The sequence below is a fragment of the Staphylococcus sp. 11-B-312 genome, from assembly GCF_016743055.1.
GTDB classification, from domain to species: Bacteria; Bacillota; Bacilli; order Staphylococcales; family Staphylococcaceae; genus Staphylococcus; species Staphylococcus ureilyticus.
Window position 1 is genome coordinate 1,368,163 of record NZ_CP068241.1, and the last position, 18,308, is coordinate 1,386,470.

Consider the following 18,308-nt stretch of genomic DNA (forward strand, 5'->3'; position numbering starts at 1 on the left):
ACAGGTTATTTATAATATTTAGCAAATTATAAATTTAAATTTTTTAATTATATAAAAAATTGAGCTACTAGTTATTTAACTAACAGCCCAATTTTAAAATGTTAACTTATTCATTTATTTTTTTGATTTGATTTTACCAGTCCATTTTTTATATCCGCCTTTAAGCATGAATATATCTTTATAACCATTCTTTTTTAAGATTCTAGCGGCACGATAACTGGCAATACCATTCGCATCACAAAGATAGATAGGTTGATCTGTTCTCAAGCCTTGATATCTTTGCTTAAACATTGTGATTGGGATGTTACGGGCACCATTAATATGACCATAATCATAATCTACTTTTTCTCTTACATCAATCACTTGAGCTTTTCGCAAACCATTATGGAATTCATTTTGGTTTAATTCTGTTACCGCTTTTTTGTTCAAATATCTATTGAACAACATATATGCGATGATTATTATTAAAATTGCTAAAGCTATAAACCAAAAATTACTCATCTTGCATCCTCCCTAATTAACCGATATTATATATTATAAGACTGTTAGCACAAATTATCAAAATATTTTTATCATGATAATTACGTAAACTGACATTTTTGTACAATTATTGAAAACGATAACACAAATTAGATGTTATCACAATTTAATTTTAATGAATGGAGTTTTGATTGTGACTGAAACATGGCATTTTATCAATACAGGTAGTAATGATCCATTTTATAATATGGCAATGGATGAAGCGTTATTAAATTTTGTATCTAGAGGTGAAATTGATCCAGTAATTAGATTTTATACATGGGATCCAGCTACACTTTCAGTTGGTTACTTTCAAAGATTAACGAAAGAAATTGATATAGACAAGGTGAAAGATAAAGGTTATGGCCTTGTTAGAAGACAAACAGGTGGCAGAGGTGTCTTGCATGACAAAGAATTAACTTATAGTGTTATTGTACCGGAATCACATCCAAACATGCCCAAAACAGTTACAGAAGCATATAGGGTCATTTCTGAAGGGCTACTTGAAGGATTCAAAACATTAGGTTTTAATGCTTCATTTGCTATCCCACGAACTAAAGAAGAACGGTCTAAATTAAAACAACCAAGAAGTGCGGTTTGTTTTGATGCTTCCAGTTGGTATGAATTAGTCGTAGAAGGACGCAAAATTGCAGGTAGTGCCCAAATGAGACAAAAGGGTGTGATTCTGCAGCATGGTTCATTGTTACAAGATATAGATATTGATGATTTATTTGATATGTTTATATTTAAAAATGATCGTTTGAAAGAGAAAATGAAGCAAGCTTTTGTCGATAAAGCAGTAGCAATTAATGATATATCTGATCGCTACATCACTTTAGATGAAATGGAACAAGCATTCGAAAGTGGATTCAAAAAAGGATTAAATATCAATTTAAAACCTTTAGAATTGACTGCTCAGCAAAACGCAGAAGTTGACGCATTAATTAATAAGTACCAATCATCAGAATGGACTTATAGAAAATAATTAAATTCGCTATAAAAAAAGCATTTACCCAACAATTTTTGAATTTAATTGTTGGGTAAATGTTTTAATTTATTCAATAATGTTAAATATTCAGAACCTAATTTCTATTATTTTTTATGCCTTTTTCTATATTTTCTTTGGGCACGTTTATACTTTCTTTGATCTTCTGTTAAAAAGAAAAAATAATAAATTAAATAAATGATACCTGCAAAAATTGCTAAACTGATAGCCATTCTTACAAAACTAAATAAGAACGCATCTAAGTTAAGTATTAAACCAACTAATGCAATTGCGATTACGATATAAAATATTGCTTGTTTCAAAATACACACTCCTATTTATATGTCTCATTACTCATTGCTTATGCTCACTTTTGATAAAGTAGTTTGCCCTTTATTAAGTTTTTTCTTATCTTTCTCGTTATAACCATCCCTTATATCACTCATGGCAGAATCTAATGACTTGTTTAATTTAGTAATATTTTTATGTTTCTTCTTATCTTCGTCATTCATTTTATCTTTATCAATTTTACTTTTATATGTAGTAAATGCACTATCAATTTTATTAGTAATATCGGTTAATTTATTTTGAACTTTTTCGCTCTGCTTATTTTTTGAGACTTCGTCTTCAATATCATTATAATCACCAATTGCTTTTGCGACATCTTGATAATATTCAGAAGACGCCTTAATATGATTTAATTTCTTTTTATTACTTTTCGCATTCTTGATATTATTTTTATCTTTTTCTAATGCAGTAATATTTGTTTTTTCTTCTTTTATTTCAAGTTTTAAGTCTTGTATATCACTTTTTAATTTATGATTTTCGTCACGTAATTTTGTTGTTTTCTCTTCTAATGGGCCTAAATTTTGGCTTCCACATCCGGCGAGTAAACACGAAGCGCATAAAATAGCGAATAATTTTTTCTTCATAACTCTCTCCTAATTCAAAAACTATAAATTTGTACACTAATTATGCTATCATTTTAATGTATATATTGGAAATGTACAAATTTATTGAATAGGGTGATTACTGTTGAATAGAATTGAAAAGTTAAAATCTGCTCTAAAGACAAAACATTTGGAAGCAATTATCGTTTTATCTGATTATAATAGAAGATACTTATCTGGATTTACTGGAACCAGTGGTGCATTGATTATTACAAATAGCGAAAAACTATTGCTTACTGATTTTAGATACATAGAGCAAGCAACTGATCAAGCTGCTGGTTTTAAAGTGATTAAGCAACAGGGACAACTGATAGAATCTATAAAATCCACACTAGAAGACTTAAATGTGCAAAATGTTGGCTTTGAAGGTAATTTAGTAAGCTATGATACTTATTTACAATTAAGTAAATCTTATATCAGTTTAATAAGTATTTCTGGTTTAATTGAGAGAATAAGAGAAGTCAAGGATGAACAAGAAATAGCAAATATTCAAAAAGCTGCTCAAATTGTTGATGATGCTTATGAGTATATTTTAACAGTTGCTAAAGCTGGAATGACAGAACTTGAGTTAAAAGCAAAATTAGAAAGTAAAATGCTCGAATTAGGTTCAGAAGGACCATCTTTTAATACTATTGTTGCTTCTGGAGTGAGAGGAGCACTTCCACATGGTGTAGCAAGTGATAAAGTCATCAATCAAGGAGAATTAATTACCTTGGATTATGGAGCTTATTACAATGGATATGCCTCAGATATTACCCGTACTTTTGCTATTGGCGAACCAGATGCTCAATTAAAAGAAATATATAACATTGTATTACAAGCAAATTTAAAAGGAATTGAAGCAGCTAAACAAGGAATGACTGGTAGAGAACTTGATGCAGTAGCAAGAGATTATATTAACGAAAAAGGATACGGTGAGGCTTTTGGCCATTCATTAGGGCATGGTATAGGATTAGACGTACATGAAGGTCCAAATTTATCTAAAAAATCTGAATCTCCATTAGAATTAAATAATTGTGTTACAATTGAACCCGGTATATATTTAGATGGAATTGGTGGCGTACGTATTGAAGATGATATATTAATTACCGAAAATGGTTGCGAACGCTTTACTAAATCGTCTAAAGACCTTATTATTTTATAGAAGACCTTATATTAAGGAGGAAACTGAATGATTTCGGTTAATGATTTTAAAACAGGTTTAACAATTTCTGTAGATAATGGTATTTGGAAAGTTTTAGATTTCCAACACGTAAAACCAGGAAAAGGTGCTGCATTTGTACGTTCAAAATTACGTAACTTAAGAACAGGTGCGATCCAAGAGAAGACATTTAGAGGCGGAGAAAAAGTTGAAACTGCTATGATTGAAAATCGTCGCATGCAATATTTATACGCCGATGGTGATACACACGTTTTCATGGATAACCAAACATTTGATCAAATTGAATTACCTGCTGATTACTTAGAACATGAATTAAATTTCTTAAAAGCAAATATGGAAGTTCAAATTCAAAGTTATGAAAATGAAACTTTAGGTATTGAATTGCCAAAAAACGTTGAGCTTACAGTAACAGAAACAGAACCAGGTATTAAAGGTGATACTGCTACTGGTGCAACAAAATCTGCGACTGTTGAAACAGGTTATACACTAAATGTACCATTATTTGTTAATGAAGGAGATACTTTAGTAATTAACACAAGCGATGGAAGTTACGTGTCAAGAGCTTAATTCATCAGTGACACTCACCACTTGATGACAGCATTTGCAAATTATTTTAGAAGCCTTTCCACTTACTTTAAATGGAAGGGCTTTTATTATTTGCGTAAGGACGGAAAATTATTTTGACACAAAACTATAGTTAATTATTGATTAACTATAAAAGTTAATGAGTTATAATAGAAAATATGTATATGCTTGAATTGAACATTTCACTAAAGTAAAATAAACTAGGTAAATGAAAACAATCTGAAGGAGTCAGTATTTATGAATTTTAAAGAAATTAAAGAATTAATTGAAATTCTTGATCAATCTAGCTTGACTGAAATAAATATAGAAGATAAAGGGAATATAGTTAACTTAAAAAAAGAAAAAGAAACTGAGATTATCACACCTCAAGTTTCACAACAACCGATGCAACAGATTGCACCACAACAATCAGCTGTTTCAAATCAACTTGATACACAAAGTTCTGATGATACAAGTTCTTCCCAAGAAAATGACAATTTAAAAACAATCAATGCACCAATGGTTGGCACATTTTATAAATCACCTTCACCAGAGGAAAGTCCATATGTTCAAATAGGAGATTCTGTTTCAAACGAATCAACAGTATGTATTTTGGAAGCTATGAAACTATTTAATGAAATACAAGCAGAAGTCACAGGGGAAATTACTGAAATACTAGTAGAAGACGGTCAAATGGTAGAGTATGGCCAACCGTTATTTAAGGTGAAATAATGAATAAAATTTTAATTGCAAATAGAGGGGAAATTGCTGTAAGAATTATTCGAGCCTGTCACGATTTAGGTTTACAAACTGTGGCAATATATTCTGAAGGAGACAAAGACGCATTACATACTCAAATTGCTGATGAAGCATATTGTGTCGGTCCCACTCAATCTAAAGATTCTTACCTAAATATCCCTAATATTTTATCTATCGCGACTTCAACAGGATGTGATGGGGTTCACCCTGGATATGGTTTTCTAGCAGAAAACGGTGATTTTGCTGAACTTTGTGAAGCATGTCAACTTAAATTTATTGGCCCAAGTTATGAGTCCATACAAAAAATGGGTATCAAAGATGTCGCTAAAGAAGAAATGAAACGCGCTGAGGTTCCTGTAGTTCCTGGAAGTGAAGGGTTAGTTAAAGATATTAAAGAAGCGAAGAAAATTGCAAAAGATATAGGATATCCAGTCATTATCAAAGCTACTGCAGGCGGTGGTGGCAAAGGTATACGTGTTGCACGTGATGAAAAAGAATTGGAAACTGGCTTCAAAATGACTCAACAAGAAGCAGAAACTGCTTTTGGTAACAATGGATTATATCTTGAAAAATTTATTGAAAACTTTAGACATATCGAAATACAAGTAATTGGAGACAGTTATGGTAATGTCATCCATCTAGGTGAGCGTGATTGTACCATACAAAGACGTATGCAAAAACTTGTAGAAGAAGCACCGTCACCAATCTTAAACGATGCTAAACGGCAAGAAATGGGTAATGCAGCAGTAAGAGCAGCAAAAGCTGTAAATTATGAAAACGCTGGAACAATTGAATTTATTTATGATTTGAACACGCATGAATTTTATTTTATGGAAATGAATACACGTATTCAGGTAGAACATCCAGTTACAGAAATGGTAACTGGTATTGATTTAGTAAAACTACAACTTAAAGTAGCGATGGGTGAAAAGTTACCATTCACACAAAAAGATATTGAAATCAAAGGACATGCAATTGAATTTAGAATTAACGCTGAAAATCCTTATAAAAACTTTATGCCTTCACCAGGTAAAATCACACAATATCTAGCACCGGGTGGTTTTGGCGTAAGAATTGAATCAGCATGTTATACTAATTATACAATCCCTCCATACTATGATTCTATGGTAGCAAAATTAATTGTTCATGAACCATCAAGAGATGAAGCAATTATGACAGGATTGAGAGCGTTAGGTGAATATTTAGTATTAGGCATTGACACTACAATTCCATTTCATATTCGCCTACTAAATAACGATATATTTAGAAGTGGTGAATTTAATACTAATTTCTTAGAAACTTATAACATAATGGATGAATAAACTAAATAGGAGGTTTGTGAAATGGTCAAAGTAACAGAATCATCACATTCCAATTTAGGAAAAATAGAAATTGCACCTGAGGTTTTGACTGTTATTGCAAGTATAGCAACCTCAGAAGTAAAAGGCTTAGAAGGTCACTTTAAAGAAATAAAGGACTTAAGTGTTGAGAAAATTACAAAAAAACAATTGGCACGTGGTATTAAAGTAGATACTAAAGATGATGGTATTCATATTGATGTATATTGCTCATTTTCATATGATATTAATATCTCAGAAACAGCAAGAAAAATACAAAATGCCATATACAATTCAATATCTACGATGACAACGATCATACCAAGTCAAATTAATGTTCACATTACACATATCGTATCTACAAATTAAATATAGCACTTTGACTTTAATGCGGTCATAAAACTGAGTTCTATAATCAAGAGATTAACAAAATTCTATTTTATATTAGTCATAAAGCGTACAATGCTAAAAGGAGTTTATAATGAGTCGAAAAGAATCAAGAACACAAGCCTTTCAAACACTATTTCAATTAGAAATGAAAAATAGTGATTTAACGATTGATGAAGCAATTAGTTTTATTAAAGATGATAATCCTGATTTAGAGTTTGATTTTATTAATTGGCTAGTTACAGGCGTAAAAGATCATGAATCTGTATTAGATAATAAAATTGCACCACATTTAAAAGATTGGACAATAGATAGATTATTGAAATCTGACCGAATTATTTTAAGAATGTCAACTTATGAATTACTAAATAGTGAAACGCCACAAAAAGTAATTATCAATGAAGCGGTTGAATTAGCAAAACAATTCAGTGATGATGAACATTATAAGTTTATCAATGGTGTGTTGAGTAATATTGAGTAAAAGAGTGATATAATATGTCAGATTATTTAAGCGTTTCAGCTTTAACTAAATATATTAAATATAAATTTGATCAAGATCCGCACTTACAGACTGTCTTGCTTAAAGGTGAACTTTCTAACTTTAAAAAACATAGTAGTGGTCATCTCTATTTTAATGTTAAAGATAAAAATAGTGTCATCAGTGCAATGATGTTTAAAGGAAATGCTTCGAAAATTGACTTCGACCCTAAAGAGGGAGATGAAGTGTTGTTAGAAGCACGTGTTTCTGTATATGAAAGACGTGGTAATTATCAAATTTATGTTAATAAAATGCATATAGATGGTATTGGTAATTTATATCAAAAATTAGAACAGTTAAAAAAGAAATTAACTAAAGATGGTTATTTTGATCAAAACCATAAAAAGATTATTCCTAAGTTTCCTAAAAAAATCGCTGTGTTGACTGCAGGCACGGGTGCAGCGATTAGAGATATCCATACTACTATTAATAGTCGATATCCTTTAGTTGAACAAATACAAATCAACACTTTAGTACAAGGTGAGCAGGCTAAGTATGATATCATTGAAAAAATAAAACAAGCTGATGATTTAAATGTAGATACTATAATCATTGGTCGTGGTGGTGGTTCTATAGAAGATTTATGGAACTTCAACGAAGAAGATGTTGTCAAAGCGATTTATGCGTGTGAAACGCCAATCATATCAGCAGTAGGCCACGAAACAGACTTTACGCTTAGTGATTTTGTAGCAGATGCACGTGCTGCTACACCTACACAAGCAGCAGTGATGGCAACACCTGATCAATATGAATTGAGGCAATATATTCAACAACAAAAACTTTCTTTAACCAGGTTTATGAAACAACAGATTCAACATCAAAAGCAGTATTTAGAACACGTTGCTTCATATTACAAATTTAAAACACCAACCTTGTTATATGATCAACAGATTCAAAAACGGGATGACTTAGAGAAACAGCTTAATTTAGCTATTACTTTTAAAGTTAATCAACATAAGCAAAAGCTAGAGTTAATAAAACAAAGTTTCAACTTAAAACATTTCAAACAAAATATTCAAAGAGAACAAACAACTATCAATCAAAAACAAACGAATCTTGTAAAATTAATGAATCATCTTATTGTAAAACAAAGAAATAATTTAACTAATAAAATAGAGAATTTGAATAATCTTAGTCCAACCAATACAATGTTACGTGGTTATACGATTGTGAACAAACAAGATAAAATAGTTACTAGTACTAGCGATCTAGCTGAAAATGATAATATTGTATTAACGATGAAAGACGGTTCTGTTGATGCACAAGTTATGAAAGTAAGGTGTAATGATGACGAATAAATCACAAAGTTTTGAAGAAATGATGAAAGAATTAGAAAGTATAGTTCAAAAACTAGATAATGAAAATGTTTCTTTAGAAGAATCTTTAAACTTATACCAAAGAGGTATGACATTATCAGCAAATTGTGATGAAACATTGAAAAATGCTGAAAAAAAAGTTAATGAACTGATGTCTGAAGAAAATGTTGAAGGCGATGAAGAAACTGAAAAGGAAGAAAATCATGATGAATCATAAAATAGACAATTTAACTGACGAAATAAATGAATTATTACAAAATTCAATTCCGAATTCATCACTGAATACAGATTTAGAACATAGCATGAGATATTCGTTAGAAGCAGGCGGCAAACGAATTAGACCTGTTTTACTTTTATTAACATTGGAAATGCTAGCATCGGATTATAAACTTGGTTACGCTTCAGCACTTGGATTAGAAATGGTACATACGTATTCTCTTATTCATGATGATTTGCCTGCAATGGATGATGATGATTATCGAAGAGGTAAATTGACAAATCATAAAGTCTACGGTGAATGGAAAGCAATACTAGCTGGTGATGCATTACTCACTAAAGCATTTGATATCATTGTTAACGACGACAAGCTGAAAGATAATACCAAAATAAAACTGATTAAACGCTTATCATCTGCAAGTGGACATTTAGGTATGGTAGGTGGTCAAACACTCGATATGCAAAGTGAAGGTGAAGGATCTGCGGTAGACCTAAATACTTTAGAACATATCCATCAAGCTAAGACAGGTGCTTTATTAAAATTTGCAGTAATGGCAGCTGTTGATATTGCCGAGGCTGAACTAAGTGTAGCTAATTTATTAGAAAAATTTAGTGAACATTTAGGATTAATGTTCCAAATAAAAGATGATTTATTAGATATTTATGGAGACGAAGCGAAACTAGGTAAATCTACAGGTAGTGATCTTGAAAATGATAAAAGTACTTACGTCTCATTATTAGGTCAAAACGGGGCAGAAGATAAGCTGAAATCACATACTGAATCTGCATATGCGTGTTTAGCTCGTTTACCTGAACAATATGACACAAGTAATCTAAAATATATCGTAGAATTATTCAATTATAGAGAATCATAATCAGACGTAGATTCTGTTTTTACAGATTTTATAAAATTTCTACCATTAAATTATGCTAAATCATGCTACTTTTCGTAGCGTGATTTTTTATTTATAAAAATTTATAATTTTATAAATAAATATTCATTTGTTACTAAAATAGTATCGGTATAAGTGATTCAAAATTTAATTATGGCTTATTTTTAATTCACTTCGAAAATAGACAGGCAGTATACACAACAGTCAATAAAAGTATTTCTGTTAAATTAACTTTAGTAGTAGTATCATTGTCCATGTGTTAAAATCATTGTATAAATATTCGTTTACAGAGGTGCTATACATGGCAAAAAAATCAGTAAGACATATTAAAATAAGAGAAATTATATCTAATGAAAAAATTGAAACCCAAGATGAACTGGTAAAGCGTTTAAATGAATATGAGTTAAATGTTACCCAAGCAACTGTTTCTCGTGACATTAAAGAATTACAGTTAATAAAGGTCCCTACACCTTCTGGTCAATATGTTTATAGTTTACCTAATGACAGAAAATATCATCCTTTAGAAAAACTTGGTCGTTATTTAATGGATTCATTTGTAAATATTGATGGTACTGGAAACCTTTTAGTACTTAAGACCTTACCTGGTAACGCTCAATCAATTGGGGCAATTTTAGATCAAATAGACTGGGATGAAGTGTTGGGTACAATTTGTGGTGATGATACTTGTTTAATTATATGCAGAGATGAATCAGCCAGCGAAAAAATTAAAACACGTATCTTTAATTTATTATAAGTATAAGGAAGTGATTATAAATGCTACAAACCTTATCAATTAAACAATTCGCTATTATAGATGAATTAGAAGTAAACTTTGGTGATGGCTTAACTGTTTTGAGTGGCGAAACTGGTGCTGGTAAATCAATTATTATAGACGCGATTGGTCAATTAATTGGTATGCGTGCTTCATCAAACTATGTTAGACATGGTGAAAAAAAAGCTGTTATTGAAGGAATTTTTGATATAGATAATAGTAAAGAAGCCATTTCGATACTTCATGATTTATCTATCGATATCGATGAAGACTTTTTATTAGTAAAAAGGGAAATATTTAGCTCAGGTAAGAGTATTTGTAGAGTTAATAATCAAACAGTTACTTTACAAGATTTGAGAAAAATAATGCAAGAATTATTAGATATACATGGGCAACATGAAACACAAACATTATTAAAGCAAAAATATCATTTACATTTATTAGATAATTATGCCGAAAATACATATAAATCACTGCTTGAATCGTATGTTGATACTTTTGATAAATACAGCGCTAAGAAAAAAGAATTAGCAGATTTAGAGTCAGCCGATCAAGCGTTATTACAACGGTTAGACTTGTTAAAATTTCAATATGAAGAATTACAAGAAGCGAATCTTATTGAAAACGAAGTCCCTCAACTTGAGAGCGATATCAAACGTATTCAAAATTCAGAAAGTCTTAGTTTAGCCTTAAACAATGCACACGTCACGTTGACAGATGAGCATGCCATTACAGATCGTTTATACGAATTGAGTAATCAGTTACAATCAATTAGTGAAATTTTACCTGATAAATATGATGAACTAAAAGAAGATGTCGACCAATTTTATTACACACTTGAGGATGCTAAACATCAATTGTACGATGATTTAACGAATACAGAATTTGATGAACAATATTTAAATGAATTAGAATCTAGAATGAATTTATTAAATAATTTGAAACGTAAATATGGTAAAGATATTAATGAACTAATTATGTATCAAGATAAAATGGCTGACGAAATTAATAAGATTGAAAATTATGAAGAAAGTACTGCTCAATTACGTCAAGAAATCGATGATTTATATAAAAATGTTATGGAACTAGGAGAAAAGTTATCGCAAGAAAGAAGAAATGTTGCACAATCTTTGCGTAATCATATTGTAGATGAAATTCAAAATCTTCAGATGAACGATGCTAATTTAGAAATTTCATTTAAACCTTTAGATAAACCGAACCGAGAAGGAATAGAATTTGTGGAATTTTTAATCAGTCCAAATAAAGGCGAACCTTTAAAGAGCTTAAATAAGATTGCTTCTGGAGGAGAATTATCAAGAATTATGTTGGCGCTAAAAACTATCTTTGTAAAAACAAGAGGCCAGACAGCAATTTTATTTGATGAAGTAGATTCTGGTGTATCTGGTAAAGCTGCTCAAAAGATGGCAGAGAAAATGAAAGGATTGGCTGAACACATACAAGTGATATGTATATCACATCTACCACAAGTTGCGTCCATGAGTGACCACCATTTATTTATTAGTAAAAATTCTAATGATGAACGAACAACAACACAAGTTAAAGAATTGACTGGAGAAGAACGTATTGATGAAGTAGCAAGAATGATTTCTGGTGCTACTGTGACAGAATTAACCAGACAAAATGCGAAAGAAATGATAGAGCAGAACCACAATTTAAAATAAAAATCTATATTCACTATTGTTAATACAAGTGCTAGCTGGGTTAGATAAATAATCAGTGAAGGATGTTGATTTTATGCGATTCCAACATTTAGTTGAACCATGTGAAACAATGAATGGAAATGTAGCCGTTTTATATGCAAATGACGAAAAAATGATATCAGTACTAGTTAAGGCTTTAAAATTAACTAACATAGACATTTTTATTTATGATACCCAAGACACTACGGAAATCATTCGTTCTTTTGATTTAGAACCTCAAATCCTAAATAGGATTCATGTGCTAACATTTTCAAGTGATTATCAATTACTTAAGCAATGCGCAGAAGATTTATCGCAGGGCAAAGTGACTGTTTTAATGAAAGGAAAAATGAAAGCCACATCAATGATTTCTTTTATTTTAAGCAATAAAAATTTTATAGACCAATATGGGTTTTTAAACCATGTTGCGTGTTTTAGTATACCTAATTACCATAAAACTTTAATGATTAGTGATGTAGCATATAATGTGGCACCTACGATAGAAGAAAAAAAGCAAATCATTAAAAATCTAACTACATTTAGTAATACATTAGGTTACGATAAATTTAATATTGGATTATTATCTGCAGTCGAATATGCGTCTAAAAAGATACCATCATCTATTGATGCTGAAAAATTAAAAAATATTTTCAATCGAACTTCGGATGTATATGTAAAAGTAGATGGACCAATTCTATTTGATTATGCAATCAGTAAAAAAAGAGCGATTGAAAAAAATTACACATCTAGTATTGCTGGTGATGTTGATGCACTTATCGTTTCAAATATAGATGTTGGGAGTGCATTATTAAAATCTTTAACTCATTTTGGAAATGCTTCTGTTTCCAGTTTGTTACTCGGCGCAAAATTCCCAATTGTTTTCACGTCAAGGGCAGAAAGTAAGCAAAATAAGTTAAACTCCTTATTACTTGCTTTGAAAACACAAAATAAATTTAACCACTAAATAAATTTGAATTTTTACACTATTATTTAGGTTATTAATTTTATAATACTGAATTTTGATGTAAGATAGTAAAGGATATCAATTAATAGAAAATTTAATTGCTGTTGCACTTGTTTATGTAAAGTAAGTAACGATTTTCTATATAAGACTTATTGTAATAATAGTATCTATTCATATTTCATTATTTAAACATTTTACTGAAAGTATTCGTTTTTAAAAATTGGTGAAATGGAGTTATTTTAGTAAATTTCAAAAACTTGTATTGAAATCACTTTTAAAATTCAAAGGTGATTTTATTCGTATGTTTAAATTAATTAACATTAAACAATTCAGTTTGTTAAATACTTTAAACTTGCTATACAATTCTTTTATCAATGTTCTTTCAAATAAATATTAAACTGTAAACTATAGATTGAATTTTAAATACTATACGAATTTAATGTTTAAATATGATTTTTGACATAATACTAAGATTGCAGTTAGGAGCAAAAATATGGCAGATGAAAAATATGATCTAGTAATTTTAGGTGGAGGAACAGCTGGGTATGTATCAGCAATAAGAGCATCTCAATTAGGTAAAAAAGTTGCGCTTGTAGAAAAGTCACTTTTAGGAGGTACTTGCCTACATAAAGGATGTATACCAACAAAAGCGCTCTTAAAATCCGCTGAAGTATTAAGAACAGTTACAAATTCAAGTGAATTTGGTGTAGATATTGATGCATTTAAGTTAAATTTTTCAAGAATGCAAACGCGTAAAAATGAAGTAGTCCAACAAATGTTTAACGGTGTTGAACAACTTATGAAACATAATAAAATAGATGTGTTTAATGGTATCGGACGAATATTAGGTCCATCTATTTTCTCACCTCAAAGTGGCACTATTTCAGTAGAATATGATGATGGTGAATCAGAATTAATTCCTAATAATAATGTATTAATTTGTACAGGATCATCTCCAATGCCCTTGCCTTTTTTATCTTTTGATGGCAACACTGTGTTATCTAGTGATGATATATTGAAGTTAGATAAATTACCGCAAACACTTGCTATCATAGGAGGCGGAGTAATTGGTTTAGAATTTGCATCTTTAATGGTGGACTTAGGTGTAGAAGTTTCTGTTATCGAAGCAGGACCACGTATTTTGCCTACTGAAAGTAAATCAATAGCAAAAGCGTTGCAAAATGATTTAGAACAACGTGGCGTTAATTTTTATGTAGATGTCCAACTATCTGAAGAACATGTTTCTACTAAAGATAACAGTATTGAAATTCAAATCGAGGAAGAATTATTCGTTTTTGATAAATTATTAGTAGCCATAGGTCGTAAACCAAATACAACAGATATTGGATTAAACAACACAAAAATAAAACTGACGGATAAAGGCCATATAGTCGTAAATGAATATCAACAAACAGAAGACAAACATATCTATGCTGCTGGAGATTGTATAGGTAAATTACAACTCGCACATGTTGGATCTAAAGAAGGCATAACAGCCATTGAGCATATGTTTGATGCTACACCAATCTCAGTAGACTATAATAAAATGCCAAAATGTGTCTATACACAACCAGAAGTTGCAAGTATTGGTCAAACTAAAGAATCAGCGAATGAGGAAGGATTCAAAACAAAAACATTTAAAGTTCCATTTAAGGCAATTGGAAAAGCAGTCATTGAAAATACAAAAAATTTGAATGGTTTTTGTGAAATTGTAATTGATCAAGAAAACGATAACGTCCTAGGTATAAATATGATTGGCCCCCACGTAACTGAGCTCATTAATGAATTATCATTATTTCAATTTATGAATGGTTCAACATTGGAATTAGGGTTAACTACACATGCACATCCGTCACTTTCAGAAGTGCTGATGGAATTAGGATTAAAAGTCGAAAATAGATCGATTCACGTTTAATTAAGGAGGATACAAAATGTTTGATTATAAATCAGTAGGTCTTGATACTTCTGAATTAAAATCTATGTATAAATGGATGGATTTAGGCCGAAAAATTGATGAGCGCATGTGGCTACTTAATCGTGCAGGTAAAATACCTTTTGTAATAAGCTGTCAGGGACAAGAAGCTACACAAATAGGTATGGCATTCGCAATGCAAGAAGGGGATATTTCATCACCTTATTATAGAGATCTTGCACTTGTTACATATTTAGGTATGACGCCACTTGATTCAATGTTAGCTGCTTTTGGTAAACGTGATGATATCAGTTCTGGCGGCAAACAAATGCCATCTCATTTTAGTAAAAAAGAAAAAGGAATTCTATCTCAAGGTTCACCAGTTGCTACACAAATATTACATGCAGTTGGTGCTGCACTAGCTTTAAAAATGGACAGTAAACAAAATATTGCAATAACTACTGTAGGTGAAGGAAGTTCTAACCAAGGAGATTTCCATGAAGGTTTAAACTTCGCTGGTGTACATAAATTACCTTTTATTTGCGTTATAGAAAATAATAAATATGCTATTTCTGTACCTGACTCATTGCAATATGGTGCTGAAAAATTATCTGATCGTGCTATTGGATATGGTATACATGGTGAACAAGTAGATGGCAATGATCCTATTGCAGTATATAAAGTTATGAAAGAGGCTCGTGAGCGTGCATTGAGTGGCGAAGGTTCAACTTTAATTGAAGCGATGTGTACACGTTTGACTGCGCATTCTTCTGATGATGATGATAAATATCGTTCACAAGAAGAACGTGAAGGATTAAAATCATTGGATTGTAATCAAAAATTCAAATCTTTCTTATTAGAAGAAGGAATTATTGATGAACAGTGGTTGGATGAAATAGAAAAAGAACATAAAGAAATTGTTAATCAAGCTACAAAAGAAGCTGAAAAAGCACCTTATCCATCACCAGAAGAAACTTACACACATGTCTACGAAGAAGGGAGCTTAAATAATGGCTAAATTATCTTATTTAGAAGCGATTCATCAAGGTCTAGACCAAGCAATGGAAAAAGACAATGATGTTTTTGTATTGGGTGAAGATGTAGGTAAAAAAGGTGGCGTCTTTGGTGTTACTCTAGGATTACAACAAAAATATGGGGAAGCACGTGTGTTAGACACGCCATTAGCTGAATCTAACATTGTGGGAACTGGTATAGGAGCAGCAATGATGGGTAAAAGACCAGTGGCAGAAATACAATTTGCAGAATACATTTTACCTGCTACCAACCAAATTATGAGTGAAGCTGCTAAGATGAGATATCGCTCAAATAATGATTGGCACTGTCCATTAACCATTCGTTCTCCATTTGGCGGTGGAATTCATGGCGCTTTATACCATTCTCAAAGTGTAGAATCTATTTTTGCATCAACACCTGGTCTAACAATAGTCATACCTTCTTCACCTTATGATGCAAAGGGGCTATTACTTGCTTCAATCGAATCTAATGACCCAGTCCTATACTTTGAACATAAAAAAGCATATCGTTTATTAAAAGAAGAAGTACCTGAGTCATATTATACGGTGCCAATTGGTAAAGCTGATGTAAAACGTGAAGGAGATGACATTACAGTATTTACCTATGGCTTATGTGTCAATTATTGTATACAAGCTGCTGATATGTTAATGGAAGAAGGCATCAATGTTGAAGTTGTAGATTTACGTACCGTGTATCCATTAGATAAAGATACAATTATTGAACGCGCGAAACAAACAGGTAAAATATTATTAGTTACTGAGGATAATTTAGAAGGAAGTATTATTTCTGAAGTAGCCGCTATTATTTCAGAAAACTGTTTATTTGACCTTGATGCACCGATTATGAGACTTGCCGGGCCAGATGTTCCATCAATGCCATTTGCACCGACGCTTGAAGATGAGTTTATGATAAATCCAGAAAAAATAAAAAACAAAATGCGTGAACTCGCAGAATTTTAAGGAGGCACAACCATGGAAATTAAAATGCCTAAACTCGGTGAAAGTGTACATGAAGGAACAATTGAACAATGGCTTGTTTCAGTAGGCGATAAAATAGAAGAATATGACCCACTTTGTGAAGTCATAACTGATAAAGTTACAGCAGAAGTGCCATCATCATTTGCAGGTACAATCCGTGAAATTATTGTGGAGGAAGGTACAACAGTTGAAGTAGGTGAAGTAATTTGTTACTTAGATACTGAAGAAGATGTATCAGATGAAAATACCGATAACGGTGCTACAAATGACCAACCTGAAGATGTAAAAGAAACATCACAAACTCAAGAGAGTAACTCAAATGTAAACAATAGCGAAAACGCTGCAGCTGATCAGCGCCCTCAAAATAATGGACGTTTTTCACCTGTAGTATTTAAACTAGCGTCTGAACATCAAATTGACCTTTCACAAGTTAAAGGAACTGGCTTTGAAGGAAGAGTAACTAAAAAGGACATAGAGAAAGCAATCAAAGAAGGTACCCATAAATTAGGTTCAGAAATCATCGCGCCTAAAGACTCACCTAAAGTCAATAAGCAAGTGCAATATAATGAACCCTCTCCGGGTTCAGCAATACCAGTAAATGGCGTTCGTAAGCAAATTGCTGAAAATATGGTCAACAGTGTTAATGAAATCCCACATGCTTGGATGATGGTAGAGGCAGATGCTACAAATCTAGTTAAAACAAGAAATTATCATAAAAATAGTTTTAAAGAAAATGAAGGTTATAACCTTACTTATTTTGCATTCTTTGTAAAAGCAGTAGCAGAAGGCTTAAAAGCATATCCTTTACTAAATAGCAGCTGGCAAAATTCTGAAATAGTAATGCATAAAGATGTTAATATTTCAATTGCAGTAGCTGATGAAGAGAAATTATATGTTCCAGTAATCAAAAATGCTGATGAAAAATCTTTAAAAGGCATTGCTAGAGAAATTAATGATTTAGCTCAAAAAGCACGTAATAAAAAATTAAGATCTGAAGATATGCAAGGTGGTACTTTTACAGTCAATAATACTGGTACATTTGGTTCAGTATCATCTATGGGAATTATCAATCACCCTGAAGCAGCAATACTTCAAATTGAATCTATTATCAAAAAACCTGTCGTTATTGATGATATGATTGCAATTAGACATATGGTTAATTTATGTATTTCTATCGACCATCGTATATTAGATGGCTTGCAAGCAGGTAGATTTATGAATTTCGTCAAAACGAGAATCGAGCAATATTCTATAGAAAACACAAGCATTTATTAGTTTTGTAATATCGGTAAATACTATTAAATATGATAAATAGTAAGTTA

General features: G+C 31.3%; 20 protein-coding genes. 17 read left to right on the top strand and 3 right to left on the bottom strand.

The genetic code is table 11. From position 1 onward, the window contains the following. Positions 1-114: 114 nt before the first annotated feature. Positions 115-501: a rhodanese-like domain-containing protein gene (locus JG554_RS06560; protein ID WP_046208179.1), complete on the bottom strand. Its 387-nt coding sequence runs from the start codon at positions 499-501 to the stop codon at positions 115-117. Positions 502-673: 172 nt separating this feature from the next. Between JG554_RS06560 and JG554_RS06565 the strand changes: the two genes are divergently transcribed. Further along, positions 674-1,504, top strand: a complete 831-nt coding sequence (locus JG554_RS06565; protein WP_046208180.1) for a lipoate--protein ligase family protein — start codon at positions 674-676, stop codon at positions 1,502-1,504. Positions 1,505-1,611: 107 nt separating this feature from the next. Here JG554_RS06565 and JG554_RS06570 read toward each other — a convergent pair whose 3' ends face one another. Beyond that, the gene (locus tag JG554_RS06570) at positions 1,612-1,827 is read right to left on the bottom strand and encodes an SA1362 family protein (protein WP_046208181.1); all 216 of its coding nucleotides are present in this window, start codon (positions 1,825-1,827) and stop codon (positions 1,612-1,614) included. A gap of 27 nt (positions 1,828-1,854) precedes the next feature. Continuing rightward, positions 1,855-2,436 (bottom strand): hypothetical protein, encoded by a 582-nt coding sequence (locus JG554_RS06575; RefSeq protein WP_046208182.1) that lies wholly within the window; start codon positions 2,434-2,436, stop codon positions 1,855-1,857. Between the two features lie 103 nt (positions 2,437-2,539). On the opposite strand from JG554_RS06575, the gene JG554_RS06580 reads away from it, so the two are divergent. The 16 genes from JG554_RS06580 (at position 2,540) to JG554_RS06655 (ending at position 18,261) form a co-directional block, all read left to right on the top strand. Beyond that, positions 2,540-3,598: a M24 family metallopeptidase gene (locus JG554_RS06580; RefSeq protein WP_070038269.1), complete on the top strand. Its 1,059-nt coding sequence runs from the start codon at positions 2,540-2,542 to the stop codon at positions 3,596-3,598. 27 nt (positions 3,599-3,625) lie between these two features. Further along, positions 3,626-4,183: an elongation factor P gene (efp, locus tag JG554_RS06585; RefSeq protein WP_046208184.1), complete on the top strand. Its 558-nt coding sequence runs from the start codon at positions 3,626-3,628 to the stop codon at positions 4,181-4,183. Between the two features lie 255 nt (positions 4,184-4,438). After that, the gene (gene accB / locus JG554_RS06590; protein WP_070038266.1) at positions 4,439-4,912 is read left to right on the top strand and encodes an acetyl-CoA carboxylase biotin carboxyl carrier protein; all 474 of its coding nucleotides are present in this window, start codon (positions 4,439-4,441) and stop codon (positions 4,910-4,912) included. Then, positions 4,912-6,261, top strand: a complete 1,350-nt coding sequence (gene accC, locus JG554_RS06595) for an acetyl-CoA carboxylase biotin carboxylase subunit (RefSeq protein ID WP_046208186.1) — start codon at positions 4,912-4,914, stop codon at positions 6,259-6,261. Before accB ends, accC begins: the two co-directional genes overlap by 1 nt. A gap of 21 nt (positions 6,262-6,282) precedes the next feature. Next, on the top strand, positions 6,283-6,645 hold the full coding sequence (locus JG554_RS06600) for an Asp23/Gls24 family envelope stress response protein (protein WP_046208187.1): 363 nt from the start codon (positions 6,283-6,285) through the stop codon (positions 6,643-6,645). A 112-nt stretch (positions 6,646-6,757) separates the two neighbouring features. Continuing rightward, positions 6,758-7,144, top strand: coding sequence for a transcription antitermination factor NusB (nusB, locus tag JG554_RS06605; protein ID WP_046208188.1), 387 nt, complete (start codon positions 6,758-6,760; stop codon positions 7,142-7,144). Between the two features lie 14 nt (positions 7,145-7,158). After that, complete coding sequence (xseA, locus tag JG554_RS06610) at positions 7,159-8,499, top strand: exodeoxyribonuclease VII large subunit (protein WP_070038263.1); 1,341 nt, start codon at positions 7,159-7,161, stop codon at positions 8,497-8,499. Beyond that, on the top strand, positions 8,489-8,734 hold the full coding sequence (locus JG554_RS06615) for an exodeoxyribonuclease VII small subunit (protein ID WP_103161483.1): 246 nt from the start codon (positions 8,489-8,491) through the stop codon (positions 8,732-8,734). Before xseA ends, JG554_RS06615 begins: the two co-directional genes overlap by 11 nt. After that, positions 8,721-9,608, top strand: a complete 888-nt coding sequence (locus JG554_RS06620) for a polyprenyl synthetase family protein (RefSeq protein ID WP_070038260.1) — start codon at positions 8,721-8,723, stop codon at positions 9,606-9,608. Before JG554_RS06615 ends, JG554_RS06620 begins: the two co-directional genes overlap by 14 nt. 319 nt (positions 9,609-9,927) lie before the next feature. After that, complete coding sequence (ahrC, locus tag JG554_RS06625; protein WP_019468379.1) at positions 9,928-10,380, top strand: transcriptional regulator AhrC/ArgR; 453 nt, start codon at positions 9,928-9,930, stop codon at positions 10,378-10,380. 20 nt (positions 10,381-10,400) lie between these two features. Next, positions 10,401-12,080: a DNA repair protein RecN gene (gene recN, locus JG554_RS06630; RefSeq protein ID WP_070038257.1), complete on the top strand. Its 1,680-nt coding sequence runs from the start codon at positions 10,401-10,403 to the stop codon at positions 12,078-12,080. Between the two features lie 73 nt (positions 12,081-12,153). Then, positions 12,154-13,062: a phosphate acyltransferase gene (locus JG554_RS06635; RefSeq protein WP_070038254.1), complete on the top strand. Its 909-nt coding sequence runs from the start codon at positions 12,154-12,156 to the stop codon at positions 13,060-13,062. Positions 13,063-13,555: 493 nt separating this feature from the next. Next, positions 13,556-14,977, top strand: a complete 1,422-nt coding sequence (lpdA, locus tag JG554_RS06640) for a dihydrolipoyl dehydrogenase (protein ID WP_070038252.1) — start codon at positions 13,556-13,558, stop codon at positions 14,975-14,977. 16 nt (positions 14,978-14,993) lie between these two features. Further along, positions 14,994-15,992, top strand: a complete 999-nt coding sequence (locus tag JG554_RS06645; protein WP_046208195.1) for a thiamine pyrophosphate-dependent dehydrogenase E1 component subunit alpha — start codon at positions 14,994-14,996, stop codon at positions 15,990-15,992. Beyond that, complete coding sequence (locus JG554_RS06650; protein WP_046208196.1) at positions 15,985-16,968, top strand: alpha-ketoacid dehydrogenase subunit beta; 984 nt, start codon at positions 15,985-15,987, stop codon at positions 16,966-16,968. The genes JG554_RS06645 and JG554_RS06650 overlap by 8 nt, the downstream gene beginning before the upstream one ends. A 12-nt stretch (positions 16,969-16,980) precedes the next feature. Then, a complete protein-coding gene (locus tag JG554_RS06655; protein WP_064208924.1) occupies positions 16,981-18,261 on the top strand; it encodes a dihydrolipoamide acetyltransferase family protein in 1,281 nt (426 codons plus the stop codon). Positions 18,262-18,308: the final 47 nt, after the last annotated feature.